Annotated in this window: 18 protein-coding genes; 7 read left to right on the plus strand and 11 right to left on the minus strand. The window is 71.5% G+C overall.

What is annotated here, in order from left to right; genetic code table 11:
- Positions 1 to 24 precede the first annotated feature (24 nt).
- Both qcrC and ctaE read right to left on the minus strand, forming a co-directional pair.
- Complete coding sequence (gene qcrC / locus RYJ27_RS04590) at positions 25 to 819, minus strand: cytochrome bc1 complex diheme cytochrome c subunit (RefSeq protein ID WP_330171571.1); 795 nt, start codon at positions 817 to 819, stop codon at positions 25 to 27.
- A 17-nt stretch (positions 820 to 836) separates the two neighbouring features.
- Positions 837 to 1,478 (minus strand): aa3-type cytochrome oxidase subunit III, encoded by a 642-nt coding sequence (ctaE, locus tag RYJ27_RS04595; protein WP_330171572.1) that lies wholly within the window; start codon positions 1,476 to 1,478, stop codon positions 837 to 839.
- A 135-nt stretch (positions 1,479 to 1,613) separates the two neighbouring features.
- Here ctaE and trpD point away from each other — a divergent pair, with 135 nt between their 5' ends.
- Together trpD and RYJ27_RS04605 are read left to right on the plus strand one after the other, a co-directional pair.
- On the plus strand, positions 1,614 to 2,672 hold the full coding sequence (trpD, locus tag RYJ27_RS04600) for an anthranilate phosphoribosyltransferase (RefSeq protein WP_330171573.1): 1,059 nt from the start codon (positions 1,614 to 1,616) through the stop codon (positions 2,670 to 2,672).
- Positions 2,673 to 2,729: 57 nt separating this feature from the next.
- Entirely contained in the window at positions 2,730 to 3,722 is a 993-nt protein-coding gene (locus RYJ27_RS04605) for a PHP domain-containing protein (RefSeq protein WP_330171574.1), read from the plus strand.
- A 2-nt stretch (positions 3,723 to 3,724) separates the two neighbouring features.
- Here the strand turns inward: RYJ27_RS04605 and RYJ27_RS04610 are convergent, their stop codons facing one another.
- From RYJ27_RS04610 to RYJ27_RS04625, 4 genes are all read right to left on the minus strand, one after another.
- Positions 3,725 to 4,615 carry a 5'-3' exonuclease gene (locus RYJ27_RS04610; RefSeq protein ID WP_330171985.1) on the minus strand — a complete coding sequence of 297 codons (891 nt, stop codon included), beginning with the start codon at positions 4,613 to 4,615 and terminating at the stop codon, positions 3,725 to 3,727.
- A gap of 38 nt (positions 4,616 to 4,653) precedes the next feature.
- Positions 4,654 to 4,821 (minus strand): methionine/alanine import family NSS transporter small subunit, encoded by a 168-nt coding sequence (locus RYJ27_RS04615; protein WP_330171575.1) that lies wholly within the window; start codon positions 4,819 to 4,821, stop codon positions 4,654 to 4,656.
- On the minus strand, positions 4,818 to 6,413 hold the full coding sequence (locus tag RYJ27_RS04620) for a sodium-dependent transporter (protein ID WP_330171576.1): 1,596 nt from the start codon (positions 6,411 to 6,413) through the stop codon (positions 4,818 to 4,820). Before RYJ27_RS04620 ends, RYJ27_RS04615 begins: the two co-directional genes overlap by 4 nt.
- 80 nt (positions 6,414 to 6,493) lie before the next feature.
- Positions 6,494 to 6,625, minus strand: a complete 132-nt coding sequence (locus tag RYJ27_RS04625) for a hypothetical protein (RefSeq protein ID WP_330171577.1) — start codon at positions 6,623 to 6,625, stop codon at positions 6,494 to 6,496.
- Positions 6,626 to 6,693: 68 nt separating this feature from the next.
- Here RYJ27_RS04625 and RYJ27_RS04630 point away from each other — a divergent pair, with 68 nt between their 5' ends.
- Together RYJ27_RS04630 and RYJ27_RS04635 are read left to right on the plus strand one after the other, a co-directional pair.
- Positions 6,694 to 7,191: a DUF427 domain-containing protein gene (locus RYJ27_RS04630; RefSeq protein ID WP_330171578.1), complete on the plus strand. Its 498-nt coding sequence runs from the start codon at positions 6,694 to 6,696 to the stop codon at positions 7,189 to 7,191.
- The gene (locus tag RYJ27_RS04635) at positions 7,188 to 7,550 is read left to right on the plus strand and encodes a YchJ family protein (protein WP_330171579.1); all 363 of its coding nucleotides are present in this window, start codon (positions 7,188 to 7,190) and stop codon (positions 7,548 to 7,550) included. Before RYJ27_RS04630 ends, RYJ27_RS04635 begins: the two co-directional genes overlap by 4 nt.
- A gap of 56 nt (positions 7,551 to 7,606) precedes the next feature.
- On the opposite strand, the gene RYJ27_RS04640 is transcribed toward RYJ27_RS04635, so the two are convergent.
- Positions 7,607 to 8,398: an SDR family NAD(P)-dependent oxidoreductase gene (locus RYJ27_RS04640; RefSeq protein WP_330171580.1), complete on the minus strand. Its 792-nt coding sequence runs from the start codon at positions 8,396 to 8,398 to the stop codon at positions 7,607 to 7,609.
- A gap of 51 nt (positions 8,399 to 8,449) precedes the next feature.
- Here RYJ27_RS04640 and RYJ27_RS04645 point away from each other — a divergent pair, with 51 nt between their 5' ends.
- Positions 8,450 to 9,097, plus strand: coding sequence for an SDR family oxidoreductase (locus RYJ27_RS04645; RefSeq protein ID WP_330171581.1), 648 nt, complete (start codon positions 8,450 to 8,452; stop codon positions 9,095 to 9,097).
- Between the two features lie 24 nt (positions 9,098 to 9,121).
- On the opposite strand, the gene RYJ27_RS04650 is transcribed toward RYJ27_RS04645, so the two are convergent.
- A complete protein-coding gene (locus tag RYJ27_RS04650) occupies positions 9,122 to 10,138 on the minus strand; it encodes an FUSC family protein (protein WP_330171582.1) in 1,017 nt (338 codons plus the stop codon).
- A 108-nt stretch (positions 10,139 to 10,246) separates the two neighbouring features.
- Entirely contained in the window at positions 10,247 to 11,062 is an 816-nt protein-coding gene (locus RYJ27_RS04655; protein WP_330171583.1) for a nuclease-related domain-containing protein, read from the minus strand.
- 180 nt (positions 11,063 to 11,242) lie between these two features.
- On the opposite strand from RYJ27_RS04655, the gene RYJ27_RS04660 reads away from it, so the two are divergent.
- Together RYJ27_RS04660 and RYJ27_RS04665 are read left to right on the plus strand one after the other, a co-directional pair.
- A complete protein-coding gene (locus RYJ27_RS04660) occupies positions 11,243 to 11,821 on the plus strand; it encodes a PadR family transcriptional regulator (protein ID WP_330171584.1) in 579 nt (192 codons plus the stop codon).
- A 38-nt stretch (positions 11,822 to 11,859) separates the two neighbouring features.
- The gene (locus RYJ27_RS04665) at positions 11,860 to 13,557 is read left to right on the plus strand and encodes an ABC1 kinase family protein (RefSeq protein ID WP_330171986.1); all 1,698 of its coding nucleotides are present in this window, start codon (positions 11,860 to 11,862) and stop codon (positions 13,555 to 13,557) included.
- Between the two features lie 115 nt (positions 13,558 to 13,672).
- On the opposite strand, the gene RYJ27_RS04670 is transcribed toward RYJ27_RS04665, so the two are convergent.
- Positions 13,673 to 14,647: an aggregation-promoting factor C-terminal-like domain-containing protein gene (locus RYJ27_RS04670; RefSeq protein ID WP_330171585.1), complete on the minus strand. Its 975-nt coding sequence runs from the start codon at positions 14,645 to 14,647 to the stop codon at positions 13,673 to 13,675.
- A 196-nt stretch (positions 14,648 to 14,843) separates the two neighbouring features.
- The gene (locus RYJ27_RS04675; protein WP_330171586.1) at positions 14,844 to 15,206 is read right to left on the minus strand and encodes a DUF2200 domain-containing protein; all 363 of its coding nucleotides are present in this window, start codon (positions 15,204 to 15,206) and stop codon (positions 14,844 to 14,846) included.
- Positions 15,207 to 15,264 lie beyond the last annotated feature (58 nt).

Below are 15,264 nucleotides of genomic sequence, written 5' to 3' on the forward strand. Positions count from 1 at the left end.
TTGGTGTGTCGTCGTTGCGGGGCGTCAGTTGGACTTCGCCGTGATCCACACGGTGAATGCCACGAGCGCTCCGATACCGAAGATCCAGATGAACAGGCCCTCGGAGACGGGTCCGAGCGAGCCGAGCGAGAATCCGCCGGGGGAGGGGTTGCGCTCCATCCACAGCAGCGCCGAGATGATGTCGCGCTTGTCCTCGGGGGAGAGGTTCAGATCGCTGAAGACGGGCATGTTCTGCGGGCCGGTGACCATGGCCGCGTAGATGTGGCGGGGCTCGACGCCCACGAGCGAGGGCGCGTACTTGCCCTCCGTGAGCGCGCCGCCGGCGGCGGCGACGTTGTGGCACATCGCGCAGTTGATACGGAACAGCTCTGCGCCGCGCGAGACGTCGCCCTCGCCGTCGAGCACCTGCCCCGTGGCGATCTCGGGCCCGGGAGCGACCGACTGGACGTACTCCGCCATCGCCAGCGTCTGCTCTTCGGTGAACTGCGGCGGCTTCTGCGGGGCCTGCGGCCCCTGCATCTGCAGAGGCATGCGGCCCGTGGCGACCTGGAACTCGACCGCCATGGCGCCCACGCCATAAAGGCTGGGACCGTTCTCCGTGCCCTGCAGGTCGAGGCCGTGGCACGTGGCGCAGTTGGCCTGGAACAGCTTCTTGCCGTCTTCGACAGTCAGGGTCTGCGTCGGCGTGTCGGGGGTCGCGGCCATGGCCGCCGAAGCACCCGCGTAAAGACCGCCGGTCAGGAGGAGGCCGATTCCGATGAGGCCGGCGGCTGCGAGGGGGCTGCGGCGACCGGAGCGGCGCTTTTTGTCTCGTGGCATTTCGGGGCTTTCGCTTCTTATTTGAGGAAGTAGATGACCGCGAACAGGGCGATCCACACGACGTCGACGAAGTGCCAGTAGTACGACACGACGATCGCGCTCGTGGCTTCCTTGTGGCCGAAGTTCTTCACCGCGTAGGCGCGGCCGATGACGAGGAGGAACGCGACGAGCCCGCCGGTGACGTGGAGGGCGTGGAAGCCGGTCGTGAGGTAGAACGCGGAGGCGTACGAGTTCGTGTCGATCGACAGGCCCTCCGCGACTAGCTGCGCATACTCCCAGACCTGGCCCGACACGAAGATCGCGCCGAGCGCGAAGGTGAGGAAGAACCACTCGACCATGCCCCAGCCGAGGATGCCGCGCTTGCGCGTGGAATACGGCTGGAACCGCTCCGCGGCGAACACGCCCATCTGGCAGGTGACGCTCGAGAGCACGAGGATGATCGTGTTCACGAGGGCGAACGGGACGTTCAGAAGAGCGCTGTCCTCGGCCCATAGACCGGGCGAGGTGTTGCGCAGGGTGAAGTAGATCGCGAAGAGGCCGGCGAAGAACATGACTTCGCTTCCGAGCCACACGATCGTTCCGACAGCGACCGGATCCGGACGCTTGATGGTCCTCGCCGCCGAGGCATAGGTCGCTGTAGTGCTCGTCACGCTCCCCATTATGGCCGATCCTGAGCGGTTGGGTTCGCACGGCGGCGCCTCCCCGCGCCCGGACGGGGACTTTGGGCCGCCTCGGAGCGCCCGGCCAATCCGCCGGGAGAGTGCTGAATGCCGCGGTCGATAGGATCGGGAGACATGAGCGATGCCGATACCTGGCCCGATCTGATCGCCGCGCTGCTGGCCGGGGAGGACCTCAGCGTGTCGGAGGCGACGTGGGCGATGTCCCGTGTCATGACGGGGGAGGTGACGCCGGCTCAGCTCGGCGGCTTCCTCGTCGCTCTGCGGGCGAAAGGCGAGACCGTCGACGAGGTCGTCGGCTTCCGCGACGCGGTCCTCGACGCCGCGCTGCCTCTGGACATCCCCGCGGACGCCCTGGACATCGTCGGTACCGGGGGCGACCGGCTCGGGGCCGTGAACGTCTCGACGATGGCGTCGATCGTCGCCGCGGCATCCGGTGTGCCCGTGATCAAGCACGGGAACAAGGCGGCGAGCTCTTCGTCGGGCTCGTCCGATGTTCTCGAAGCGCTGGGCGTATCGCTCACGCTGAGCCCCGAGGCCGTTGCCGAGTCGCTGCGCCGGGTCGGCATGACCTTCGTCTTCGCGACCGCGTTCCATCCGGGCTTCCGTCACGCGGGCGCCGTGCGACGCGAGCTCGGGGTGCCGACGGTGTTCAACATCCTCGGGCCGCTGTGCAACCCCGCGCGAGCCGAGGCGAACGCCGTCGGCGTCGCCCACCTCGACCGCGTGCCCCTGATCACGGGCGTCTTCCGCACGCGAGGCGCGACGGCGCTGGTCTTCCGTGGAGACGACGGTCTCGACGAGCTGACCACGACCGGGCACAGCCGTGTCTGGGAGATCAGCCGGGGCGACGTCCACGAGCACGACCTCGATCCGCGCGACCTCGGCATCCCGCGCGCCGAGATCTCTCAGCTGCGCGGCGGCGATCCCGCCCACAACGCGGACGTCGTGCGCCGCGTGCTCGACGGCGAAACCGGGCCGGTGCGAGACATCGTGCTGCTGAACGCCGCGGCGGGGATGGTCGCATACCGGCTGTCCCACGACGCGGGGCAGGCGCAGAGACCCATCCTCGAGCGCCTCGCGGAGGAGCAGGCACGCGCGGCCGCGGCGATCGACGACGGGAGCGCGGCGGCGACCCTGCAGCGCTGGGCTGCGATCACACGCGAACTGTCGTGATGGCGGCCCCCGCTCGTCCCGGCGCGCGCCCCGAGGCGCCGGGCTAGGGTGGTCGCCGTGAATCCGGTCGAGGCGCTCTCCGAGATCGCGTCCCTGCTCGAGCGCGAACGGGCGTCTCGGTACCGCTCCGCCGCGTTCCGGGGTGCGGCGGCGGCGATCGCCGGTCTCGACGATGCCGTGCTGCGCGACCCCGCGCGGCTGCGCCGGGTGAAGGGCGTCGGCGCGTCGTCGATGGCCGTCATCCAGGAGGCGCTCGCGGGCGCGGTGCCCGGCTACCTCGCGGAACTGCGCGAGCGGTACGACGTGCCCCCGAGCGGAGGCTCGCTCCGGGCCCTGCTGCGCGGCGACCTCCACTCCCACAGTGACTGGTCAGACGGACTCTCTTCGATCGATCTCATGGTGGACGCCGCGCGGCAGCTGGGCCATGAGTACCTCGCGCTCACCGACCACTCCCCGCGCCTGCGCGTCGCGAACGGACTCAGCGCCGAGCGACTGCGCGAGCAGTGCGCACTCGTCCCCGACTTCGGCACGGGGGAGTTCACCCTGCTTACCGGCATCGAGGTGGACATCCTCGACGACGGAGCGCTCGACCAGGAGGACGAGGTCCTGGACGCTCTCGAGGTCGTCGTGGCCTCGGCGCACTCGAAGCTGCGGATGGAGGAGGCGGCGATGACCCGGCGCCTGGTCGCCGCAGTGTCGAATCCCCGGGTCGACGTGCTCGGTCACGTCACGGGCCGTCTCGTCGAGGGCTCGCGCGGGACGCGGCCGCCCTCGACCTTCGATCCGGTCGCCGTCTTCGAGGCCTGCGCCGCGCACGGGGTCGCCGTGGAGATCAACTCCCGCCCGGAGCGGCAGGACCCGCCCGACGACATGATCGCGATCGCGCTCGAGGAGGGATGCCTGTTCTCGATCGACTCGGACGCGCACGCCCCGGGGCAGCTCTCGCTGCTGGACTACGGCGCCGCGCGCGCGGAGGCCGCCGGCATCCCGCCCGAGCGCATCGTGACGACCTGGGATCTCCCGCGCCTGCGGGAGTGGGCGGGGCGCTGAGCTCAGGGAGTGAGGGCCGCGGCGGCTCGTTCCATCGCGGTACCGAGGCCCCAGCGCTGGGCGGCGGCGGCGGCATCCGCGGGGTCGGGCGCGGCGGGCGGTGGCAGGTGCAGGTCGAGATCCCTTGCGACCGCGACCACGCGGGGTGCGACGCGCAGGTAGGGGAGCGCGGCGAGGATGCGGGAGCGCACGCCCACGGACATGCCCTCTCCCGCCTCGGCGGCGGCGATGATGCCGGGCAGGTCGCCGTGGGCGGCGAGCAGCGTCGCCGCCGTCTTCTCGCCCACGCCCGGGACGCCGGGAAGTCCGTCGGACGTGTCGCCGCGCAGCGTCGCGAAGTCGGCGTACTGCTGCGGGAGCACCCCGTATTTGGCGACGACGACGGCATCCGTCACGACCTCCAGCTTGCTCATGCCGCGAGCGGTATAGATCACACGCGCTTCTCGTGCGTCATCGACGAGCTGGAAGAGATCGCGGTCGCCCGTCACGACGTCGACCGGGCCCTCCGTCTGGTGGGCGAGGCTGCCTACGACGTCATCGGCCTCGTGCTCCGCCGCGCCGACGACGGGGATGCCGAGGGCGTCGAGCGCCTCCCGGATCGCCGGAAGCTGGGCCTCCAGGGCATCCGGCACCTCTTCCTCGTCGGGCGCGCCCGCGTGCTCTGCGGCGACCCGATGCGCCTTGTAGCTCGGGATGAGCGCAACCCGCCACGCGGGGCGCCAGTCGTCGTCCCAGCAGGCGACGACGCGCTGGGGGGCGTAGGCCGATGCGAGCTTCGCGATCATGTCGAGCAGCCCCCGTACGGCGTTGACGGGCGTGCCGTCGGGTGCCTTCACTGTGTCGGGGACACCGTAGAAGGCACGGAAGTACAGCGACGCGGTGTCGAGGAGCATGAGGCGACCTTGCGCCTCGGCATCCTCTCCTCCGGGGCTCACGTGTCGTGTTCGATCGGCGCGGCGTCTTCGCGGTGGTCGTCGTGTCCGCCGGGCGGGAACGACTGCCGCTCGGGGCGCCGGCGGAGGAACAGCGTGCTCGCGACGAGGCCGCCCCACACGATGACGACCGCGAGGAGGAAGAAGACGATGGCCAGCGGGGTCATGAGCGCACTCCCTTTCCGGCCTCGGCCGTCCGGGGCGCGGGATAGGGAGGCCAGGGCGTGAAGTCGTCCGGGGGTCGTCGCCATCGGATGCCGGTGAGCACGGCGGCGGCGACGACGATCACGAGGATGGTTCCCCAGCCCACGATGCCGAGGTACCAGGCGGGCATGCCGCCGTAGCCCTCGAGGAGCAGCGTGACGATGCGTGCGACGAGCATGTAGCCGAGGACCACCGGCGCCAGCAGGCCGACGAGGGCGATCCACGCCCGACCCACGGGGAAGGTGGAGACGGAGTTGAGGTGGTAGCGCAGCTCCGGGCCCAGCCGCAGCACCCAGATGACGAGGATCGTCGAGGCGACCGCGGAGGCGACGATGCCGATGTTGTTCGCCCAGTTGTCGGCGACATCCAGCGCGAGCAGTCCCGTCGTGGTCGAGAAGAGGAGGATCGACAGGACCGCCGAAACCACTCCGAGCCGGATCGCCGCCTGCCGCGGCGTCAGGTCGAACTTCTCCTGGAACGCGGCCGAGACGACCTGCAGCACGGAGATGAGGGAGGTGAACCCTGCCAGCGTGAGCGAGCCGAAGAAGAGGACCCCGAAGACCGGGCCGCCCGGCATCTGGGACACGATGGCGGGGAAGGTGATGAACGACAGCCCGACGCCCGTGAGCCCCTCGAGCTCCGCGATGTCGACACCCTGCTGGAAGGCGAAGAACCCGAGGGTCGCGAAGACGCCGATGCCGGCGAGGATCTCGAACGACGAGTTCGCGAAGGCGACGACGAGACCCGGCGCGGTCAGGTTCGCCCGGCGCTTGCGATACGACGCGTACGTGATCATGATGCCAAAGGCGATCGACAGCGAGAAGAAGATCTGGCTGTAGGCGGCGATCCAGACGTTGGGGTCGCCGAGAGCCGCCCAATTGGGCGTGAAGAGGGCGTTGAGGCCGTCGGCCGCGCCGTCCAGGAAGAGCGCGCGGACGACGAGCACCGCGAAGGCGATGATCAGGACGGGAAGGAAGACGACGTTCACGCGCTGCAGGCCCTTCGCCACGCCGAGCGCGAGGACGACGATCGTCGCGATCCAGATCAGAGCGAGCGGGATGAGCACTCCGGGGACGAACTCCAGGCTGAACCCGGGGTCGCCGGTGCGCAGATACTCGCCGGTGAAGAAGCCGGCGGTGTCATCGCCCCAGCGCAGATCGAACGAGAAGACGAAGTACGACAGGGCCCACGCGATCACGGCGGTGTAGTACAGCCCGATCACGAACGCGATGGCGACCTGGAACCACCCCAGCGACTCCAGGAGCCCCTTCGCCCTTCCCGCCGCACGACGGAGGGCCGTGGGGGCGGCGCCTCGGAACCGGTGCCCCAGGGCGTAGTCGAGGAACAGGATCGGGATGCCGGCCGTGACCAGCGCGATGAGGTAGGGGATGAGGAACGCGCCGCCGCCGTTCTCGTAGGCGACCCCCGGGAAGCGCCAGATGTTGCCGAGCCCCACCGCCGACCCGATCGCCGCGAGGATGAAGCCGATCTGGCCGGTCCACTGCTCGCGCGGGGGTGAGGATGACGTGGCCGCCGACGTGGGTGCATCTGCCATGGCGCTCCCTGCTTCCGGTGAGAGGCCGCGGGGTCGCAGCCGCGGTCTGCCGGAACGCTATCAGCCGGGAGTCGTGCGGGTCACCCGCCGGAGGTGAGGATGCCGATGATGCCGGAGACGACGAAGTACAGCCCCACACCGCCGGCGATGATCCAGATGGTGATGCGTGCGGGGGAGGGCCCCTGGGAATCGCCGCCGCCGAAGATGCTCACCCCTCGAGAGTAGAGCAGGCGCGCCCGGACCCGGCTCCGGGTCATCGGCGCGGGCTACCGTGGGTTGTATGAAGCGCCCGCGTCCCGAACCCGTCGGTCCCGGCCAGGAATCCGTGTGGGACTATCCGCGTCCGCCGCGTGTCGAACGCGTCGATGCGCGCGTGAGCATCGACCTCGGCGGTGAGCGGATCGTCGACACCGACGACGTCGTGCGCGTGCTCGAGACGAGTCATCCGCCCGTCTACTACCTGCCCATCGCCGCGTTCGTCGCGCGCGCCCTCACGCCGACCGCCGGCGCCTCGTTCTGCGAGTTCAAGGGAGCGGCGTCGTACTTCGATGTGACCGGCGGAGGGCGCACGGCGCCGCGCGCGGCGTGGACCTACCCCCGACCCTCGCCCGGCTTCGCGGAGCTGTCGGGCCGCGTGGCGGTGTACGCCGGGCCGATGGATGCCTGTGCCGTCGGCGGTGAGGTCGTCGCGCCGCAACCGGGAGGTTTTTACGGGGGATGGGTCACCTCCGATCTGGTCGGTCCCTTCAAGGGCGGACCGGGATCGATGGGGTGGTGAGCGCGCCCGACCCATGTCCGTGCGGCACCGCGTCGTACGAGGCATGCTGCGCGCCGCTGCACCGCGGCGGCGCGGCCCCGACCGCGGAGGCGCTCATGCGCTCGCGGTACGGCGCCTTCGCCCTCGGCGACGCGGACTACCTGATGTCGTCCTGGCACCCCGGGACGGCGCCGGCGAGCGTCGAGCTGGACGACCGCGTGCGGTGGACGGGGCTCGAGATCCATGACGTGCGGGGCGGCGGCCCGGGAGAGAGTCGCGGGGTCGTGGAGTTCACGGCGCACTACCGCGAGGCCGGTCGGGATCGCGAGCTGCGGCCGGGCTCACCTGTCGCATACCGCTCGAGCCGCGGCATCCGGTGAGCGGTTCGTGACAGGCGACGGTACCGCCGCTGCGGGCCGCTCGCCGGCACGCGGGGTCAGGCGAGCAAGCGGCCGCTGGCCTCGAGCACGACCCGTCGCGGGATGATGCCCGAGAGCATGCTCGCCACGGCGTTGGTGGCTCCCGAGACCACGCTCGGCGGCGTACTGCGCCGGTCGAGCGCCTTCAGCGCGGTCTCGACCACCTGCGCCGGGGTCTGCATGCCGCGCGCGACCTCCTCCGCGCACGCGATCTCGAAGAACTCCGTCGCGGTCGACCCCGGGCTCAGGGCGAGCACGCGCAGGCCGGTGTCGCGCGTCTCGTAGGCGATCGCCTCGGTGAGGCTCAGCACGAAGGCCTTCGTCGCGCCGTAGACCGCCATGTACGGTGTGGGCTGATACGCCACGACGCTCGCGACATTGACCAGGGCGCCGCGCCCTGAGGCGACGAGGTCGGGCAGGAACTCTCGCGTGACCGCCGTGAGGGCAACGACGTTGAGCTGGATCATGGCGGCGAGGCGCTCGGGATCCTCCGTGAGGATGGCGCCGCGTGCCCCGAAGCCGGCATTGCCGATGAGCGTGTCGATACGGATGCCGCGGTCGTCGAGCTCGCGCCGCAGCGTCGCGGCGATGCCCGCCACGCCCAGGTCCAGCGGGAGCACCGTGGCCGTGATGCCGTGGCGCTCCTCGAGCTCCGCGGCGAGTGCGCGCAGACGGTCTTCGCGTCGCGCAACGAGAACGACATCCGCGCCGCGTTCGGCGAAGCGGGCCGCGAACTCCTCGCCGATCCCCGAGCTCGCCCCCGTGATCATCGCCGTCGTCCCGCGGTAGGTCATCTCGCTCGTGGTCACCTGATCAGGCTAGGCGGCCCGCGGCGGGGCGCGGGCGAGTAGCGTGGACGGATGGCTCGCATCCTCGTCTTCGGCGGTCACGGCAAGGTGGCCCTCCTGCTCACTCCGATCCTGGCTGCCCGCGGTGACGAGGTCACGTCCGTGATCCGCAACGCCGATCACGCGGGCGACGTACAGGCGGCGGGTGCGACGCCCGTCGTGGCCGACATCGAACAGCTCGACACGAGCGCCCTCGCGGGACTGATCGCCGGGCATGACGCGGTCGTATGGACCGCGGGCGCGGGCGGCGGCGATCCCGCCCGCACCTACGCGGTCGATCGCGACGCGGCGATCCGCTCGATGGAGGCGGCCGAGGCCGCCGGTGTGCGGCGGTACGTCATGGTCTCCTACTTCGGCGCGGGTCCCGACCACGGCGTCCCCGAGGACAGCTCCTTCTTCCCGTACGCGCAGGCCAAGGCGGCCGCCGATGCGCGCCTGCGTGCCTCCGGGCTCGACGCCACGATCGTCGCGCCGAGCGCCCTGACGCTCGACGAGCCGACCGGCGCCATCGATGTGGCCGCCGTCGAGTCCGCGTCCGTTCCGCGGGCGGATGTCGCGGCCGTCATCGCGGCGGTGCTGGCCGATGACGCCACGATCGGCCGCACCATCCGGTTCAACTCGGGGCCCACGCCCATCGCCGCGGCGGTGCGCGCGGGCTGAGCCGCCCCACCGTCCGCGCGGCGGTCAGTCCGTGTCGCCGAGCGCTTCGTGGATCCGCCGGAGATCCTCGAGCAGTGAGCCGATGAGGATCCAGTGGTCCGCGGAGGGCGTCTGCACCAGCAGCGGCGAGGTCAGGGCGGGCATGGTCGTCGTGGGCGGCGCGGATGCCCCGGCATCCCCCCGCGGCGGGGCCTGCGTGCGAGGCGCGGCGGCCCTGCGCATCCGAAGACGCACGTCGTGCGCCGCGCGGTGCAGCTGCTCGCCGATCGCGGGGAGCACCGGCTCGTCGGCGATCGCCGGGTCGTAGTGGTCGTACACGGCGCGGGTCATTCCGATCACCTGCGTGACGACGGGGCGGAAGCGATCGAGCAGGGCGCGCAGATCGCGGAGCTCGTCGCGGTGCCGGCGCCCTCTCGGGTTGAGCGCGAGCGAGTCCTGCGCGTCGTCGATCGCCTGATCGGCGGAGGCCAGCATGGGGCGCATGAGCCGGGCTTTCAGCAGAAGCTCTTCGAGCTGAGTGCGACTGCGCGGTTCGGCCAGCGCGTCGCCGAGCCGGTCGAGTGATGCGGCGAGCTCGTCCGCCAGGGCGTCGATCTTCTCGTGGGCCGGCGCCACGGCGACGGGGGGCACGAGCACCACGTTGACGATCACGCCGATGACGGCGCCGATGACGGTCTCGAGGACGCGATCCACCGCGTACCCCGGGGTCGTCGCGCCGAGGGCCAGCACGAGGACGGCGCTGATCGCCACCTGGTTGGCCGTGCCCGCCGTCATCTTCAGCGCCCAGGCGACGAGGAGGGCCGCGACGATGGCGATCACGACGACCCACGCCGACTCGCCGAGCAGGACGCCCAGGAGCGAGGCGACGGCGACCCCCGCTATGACGCCGACCGACCGCTCGATCGCCTTCGCGAACGACTGGTTGAGGCTCGGCTGCACCACCAGGAGTGCCGCGATGGCGGCGAAGACGGGGGGTGGGCCCTGGATCAGCCAGCCCGCGAACACCCACGCGATGGCTGTCGCGACCGCCGACTTCGTCACCTGGACAAGCGGAGCGCGCTGTGCCGCCCGAAAAGCCGAGGTCATCCGCATACGCCCACGCTACGGCCCCGCCGCAGTGCCCCGCATCGCCGCCGTGACGAGACGGCCTCAGGGAAGCATCGCCGCGACGACGGGGGCGCCGATGCTTGCTGCGACCGCGACGGGAACGGCGAGGGCGCCGGCGGCCACCCACGCGGCGCGCGTCCCCGCCGCCCGGCGCACCTGCCGGCGCAAACGCACGAACGCCGGCACGTCGACCGGATCCGCGTGCTCGCCCCGATGCGTCATCCAGGTGCCCGGACGCGCCGCGATCGAGCTGATCCGCGCGACGTCGCCCGCATGCCAGACCTGGGGCGCGGATCGCAACCACCGGGTGAGGTCCCGATCGCGCAGCACCAGGACGCCCTCGGGGGAGGCGTGGTCCGAGAGCGATCGCGCGCCGACGGTCACCACCAGCGCGCGGACACCGATGGGGAGATGCGCGGCGGCGGACAGCTGCCGCGCCGCTCGGGCGGCCTCCGCGACGGCGCGGCGACCCACGCCGGCCGCGTACAGCGGGTCCCGGTCGCGCGCCCGCCGGTGCTCGCCCTCGTGCAGCAGGGTCGTGACGGTGAACACCCCCGCGGGGCCGATGAGCAGGTGGTCGATGTCGCCGCCATCGCAGCCCACCGGCACGGCGTGCAGCACGCTCCACCCGGGCCCGACGCCGTCGAGCAGGCGACCGACGGCGATCTCCCCGAGCGCCCCCACGTACCAGGGGCGCGCGAGGGAGCTGAGAGGGCTGCGTCCGAATATCGTCCCGAGCCGCGAGCGAGGAGGCGACGCCGCCTGGCGGCGAAGGCACTCGCCGATGACCGATGCGCCCGGCGGTCTCATCCGCAGGTCGCTCGGCGCCTCGAATCCGGGTACGGCTCTGCTCGTCATGGACCACCCCCTCCGCGCCGCATGGTAGCCGCGGCAGACGACAGCCGTGTTTCGATCGCCTGGGACCGGACGCGGGAGGAGGTGCCTGGGAAGGCGCCGGAATTTCGCATCGAGCGATCCTCAACGACATATCGGAGAGTATCGTTGCCGGCGCGGACAGACCACCGCGAGGAGGACACCATGAACGGTTCATTCACGGGAGACGGATTCGGCTTCGGCGCCGGGCTCGGCAAGGCCGGATCGGGCATCTGGGAGGCGATGGAGCAGCTCCGCGACGAGTTCGAGCGGCGCGTGTCGCCGCGTCAGGGGGGCCGCATGGGACGAGGCGACGTCCGCGCCGCCGTCCTGTCGCTGCTGGCCGAGCAGCCGATGCACGGATACCAGATCATCAGCGAGATCGAGCAGCGCAGCGGCGGCTCGTGGAAGCCGAGCCCGGGCTCGGTGTACCCCACTCTCCAGCTGCTGGCCGACGAGGGCCTCATCACGGCCGAAGAGGCCAACGGCCGCAAGACATACGCGCTCACGGACGCCGGTCGCGAGGAGGCGGATGCCGCCGGCGACCGCCCCGCGCCGTGGCAGACCTCCGCGTCGCGCTCCGAGGCGGGCCCCCGAGTGGGCGCGCTCCCGAAAGCGGGCGTGGAGCTGGCGCAGGCGGCGGCACAGGTGGCCCGCTCCGGATCGCCCGACCAGGTCCAGCGCGCGGTGGACGTCCTCGAGGAGGCGCGTCGTAAGCTCTACTCGATCCTCGCCCAGGACTGACGCGAGTGCCTGCGGCACGTCGGCGTCACGGAGACATGATGACCGACGTCGGCGACACGCGTGCCCGCTACCGTCGCATCCTGCGGTTCGCCGCTCGCTACCTCGTGCAGACCTGGTGGTTCGAGATAGCGCTGCCGCGGCTCGGGCTGGTGCGGATCGCGGAACGCACGCGCAGTTCTCGGATGCGGCGGTTCGCGCGTAAGTTCCACGTGCTCGCCGTCGACCTCGGCGGGCTCATGATCAAGGTCGGGCAGTTCATGTCCTCGCGCCTGGACGTGCTGCCGCCCGAGATCACGAAGGAGCTCGAGGGACTGCAGGACGAGGTGCCACCGGTTCCGTTCGCGCGGATCCGGGCCGCGGCGGCGGCTGAGCTCGGCGTGCCGCTCGAGGCGGCCTACGCGTGGATCGACGAGGCGCCCGTGGCCGCGGCATCCCTCGGTCAGGTCCATCGCGCGAGGCTGGCGCCCGCCGACGCGGAACAGACCGGCATGTCCGCGGTGGTCGTGAAGGTGCAGCGGCCCGGCATCCAGCAGATCGTCGACGTCGACCTGGCGGCGCTTCGCCGCGTGGGCGGCTGGCTCAGCCGCATCCGGCTCGTGTACACGCGGGTCAACGCCCCGGCCCTCGTGGAGGAGTTCGCGGCGACGAGCATGGAGGAGATCGACTACCTCCATGAGGCGGAGAACGCCGAGCGTTTCGCGCGGGATTTCGCCGACGACGACCGGGTGGCGATGCCCGAGGTGGTCTGGGAGCGCTCGACGCGTCGCCTGCTCACCCTGCAGGACGTCACGGCGATCAAGATCACCGACCACGAGGCACTGCGGGTCGCGGGCGTCGAGCCCGACGCCGTGGCGCGCCGCTTCGCCGCCGTCATGTTCGATCAGCTGTTCGACCACGGCTTCTTCCACGCAGACCCCCACCCCGGGAACGTCTTCGTCACCCTCGGAGAGGGCCCGCAGGAGGGGGAGGGGCCGCGTTGGAGGTTCACATTCGTCGACTTCGGGATGATGGGCGAGGTGCCCTCCGGCATCCGACGCGGCCTGCGTCAGCTGCTCATCGCGGTCGCCTCCCGCGACGGGAGAGGACTGGTGGCGGCGATCCGCGAGGTGGGGGTGCTCCTGCCCTCGGCCGACACGGCGGAGCTGGAGCGGGCCATGACGCAGCTGTTCGCGCGGTTCGGGGGCATGGGATTCGCCGAGCTCGCGCAGGTCGACCCGCGCGAGTTCCGCGCGTTCGCGATCGAGTTCGGCGACGTCGTGCGGTCGCTGCCCTTCCAGCTCCCCGAGAACTTCCTCCTGATCGTGCGCGCGTCGTCGCTGACCTCGGGCGTGTGCAGTGCGCTGAACCCGGCGTTCAACCTGTGGGACTCCGTCGAGCCGTACGCCGCCAGGCTTCTGCAGGACGAGCGCGGCAACATCGCGCAGGCCATCGGCAAGGACGTGCTGCACGCCGCGAGCGTCGCGGCACGCCTCCCCGTCCGGCTCGACGACCTCGTCACCCGCCTCGACGACGGGCAGGTCTCGATCGACACGCCGCGCCTCGATCGCCGCATCGCGCGATTGGAGCGCCTGGGACGACGGATCTTGTCCGCCGTGCTCTTCGTCGGGCTCGTCGTGGCGGGTGCGGTCCTGGTGCCGGACCAGGCCGTCCTCGGCGCGGTTCTGATGAGCGCGTCCGGACTGCCGCTGCTGCACGCCCTCTTCGCGGGCGCCGGCGGCCGCTCGGGAACTCCGTAGCGCTCCCGGCGACGACGAACGGCCACGACGAACGGCCACGACGAACGGCCACGACGTGACCGGGCGGACCCTGACGGGGGCCTCGGCGCGACGTGGCCGTTCGAGGTGACGAGGGTCAGTACCAGCCGACCGACTGCGAGTGCGACCAGGCGCCGCAGGGGCTGCCGTAGCGGCCCTGGATGTATCCCAGACCCCAGCGGATCTGGGTCGCCGGGTTGGTCTGCCAGTCGGCACCGGCCGACGCCATCTTGCTGCCGGGCAGAGCCTGCGGGATGCCGGTGGCGCCGCTCGAGGCGTTGTAGGCGTTGTAGCGCCATCCGGACTCCTTGTGCCAGAGGGAGACGAGGCACGAGAACTGGTCGTCGCCCCATCCGTAGCCGCCGAGCATCGAGCGGGCGGTCGCCTGCGCGTCCGCGGGGCTCGTGCCGCCGACGGCGCCACCCGCGGCGATGGGGGCACCGGCAGCGGAGGAGCGCGGGGCGGGTGCCGCGGCGGCGGCCCTCGCGGCGGCCTCGGCCTCGAGACGCGCCTTCTCGGCGGCCTCCTCCTCGGCCTTCTTCGCCTGGGCTGCCTCGAGGCTGCCTCGCAGGCTGGCGACCTGGCCGTCGACGACCGTGCGGTGCTCGGTCACGTCGTCGGTCAGGTCGGGAACGAGAGGCGCCGGCAGGTCGGTCGCGCCCTCGAGTCGATCGATCGCGTCTTCCAGCGCGGCGGTGTCGACGGTCGTCTCGGGCACGCCGATGTCGAGTCCCGAGGCCGAGATGTCCGATGCGACGGCGGTGGCCGCGGCCAGCGACGCGTCGGCCGCGGCCAGTTCGGCCTGCATCGCGGTGGAGATCTCGTCCGTGCCCGTCGGCGAGACGACAGGGGTCGGCTCGATGGCGGTCGTGAAGGAGGCGAGCGCGATGCCGGGGGAAGTGCCGGAGGCACCCGCCTGGGCCGCGGGGGCCGTCGACAGGCCGACCGCCGCGATGATGCCCAGCGCGAGTGCGCTCGTGGCGATCGCGGGCCGGCGGCGGGCCCGTCGTGCGCTGCGATCAGCGAGGCGACGGGTGCGGCGGTCGGGTGACGAAGACGTGATGGAGCGCATGAAGTACCGGTTCCGTATCGATGAGCTGCGCCGTTCGGGCGGCGCCGGGCGTCCGTGGAGCGGACACAAAGCACCGACCCTGGCATAGGCCACCTGAAGGTCTCCTGGGTGCAGAGCGTGCCCGGGCGCCGGAAAAGGCCCGATCGCGGGCCATGGCCCGCGTGGCGCAGGGGCGGTGGAGTGTCGCGCTCCGGCCTCAGACCGCCGCGCCGCCCCGCAGAATCGATGCCATCTTCTTCCCTCGGGCGACCTCGTCGACGAGCTTGTCCATGTACCGGATCTGCTGCATCAGAGGATCCTCGATGTCCTCCACGCGCAGGCCGCAGATGACTCCGGTGATGAGCGTGCTGTCGGGATTGATCCGGGGGGCGCGCGCGAAGAACGTCGCGAGGTCGACGCCCTCCTCGATGCTGCGCCGCAGGCCCGCTTCGTCGTAGCCGGTGAGCCAGGTGATGACGCGATCCACGTCTTCCGGGGCCCTCCCTTTGCGCTCGACCTTCGCGAGATACAGCGGGTAGACCCGGGCGAAGGGCATTGCGAAGATGCGGTGTTCGGCCATGGCCACTGCCCCCTCGTGTCGCGTGTCTGTCCTCCATTGTGGGATGCCGAGGCGCCCG

The organism is Microbacterium limosum, assembly GCF_036324365.1.
Taxonomy (GTDB): Bacteria; Actinomycetota; Actinomycetes; order Actinomycetales; family Microbacteriaceae; genus Microbacterium; species Microbacterium limosum.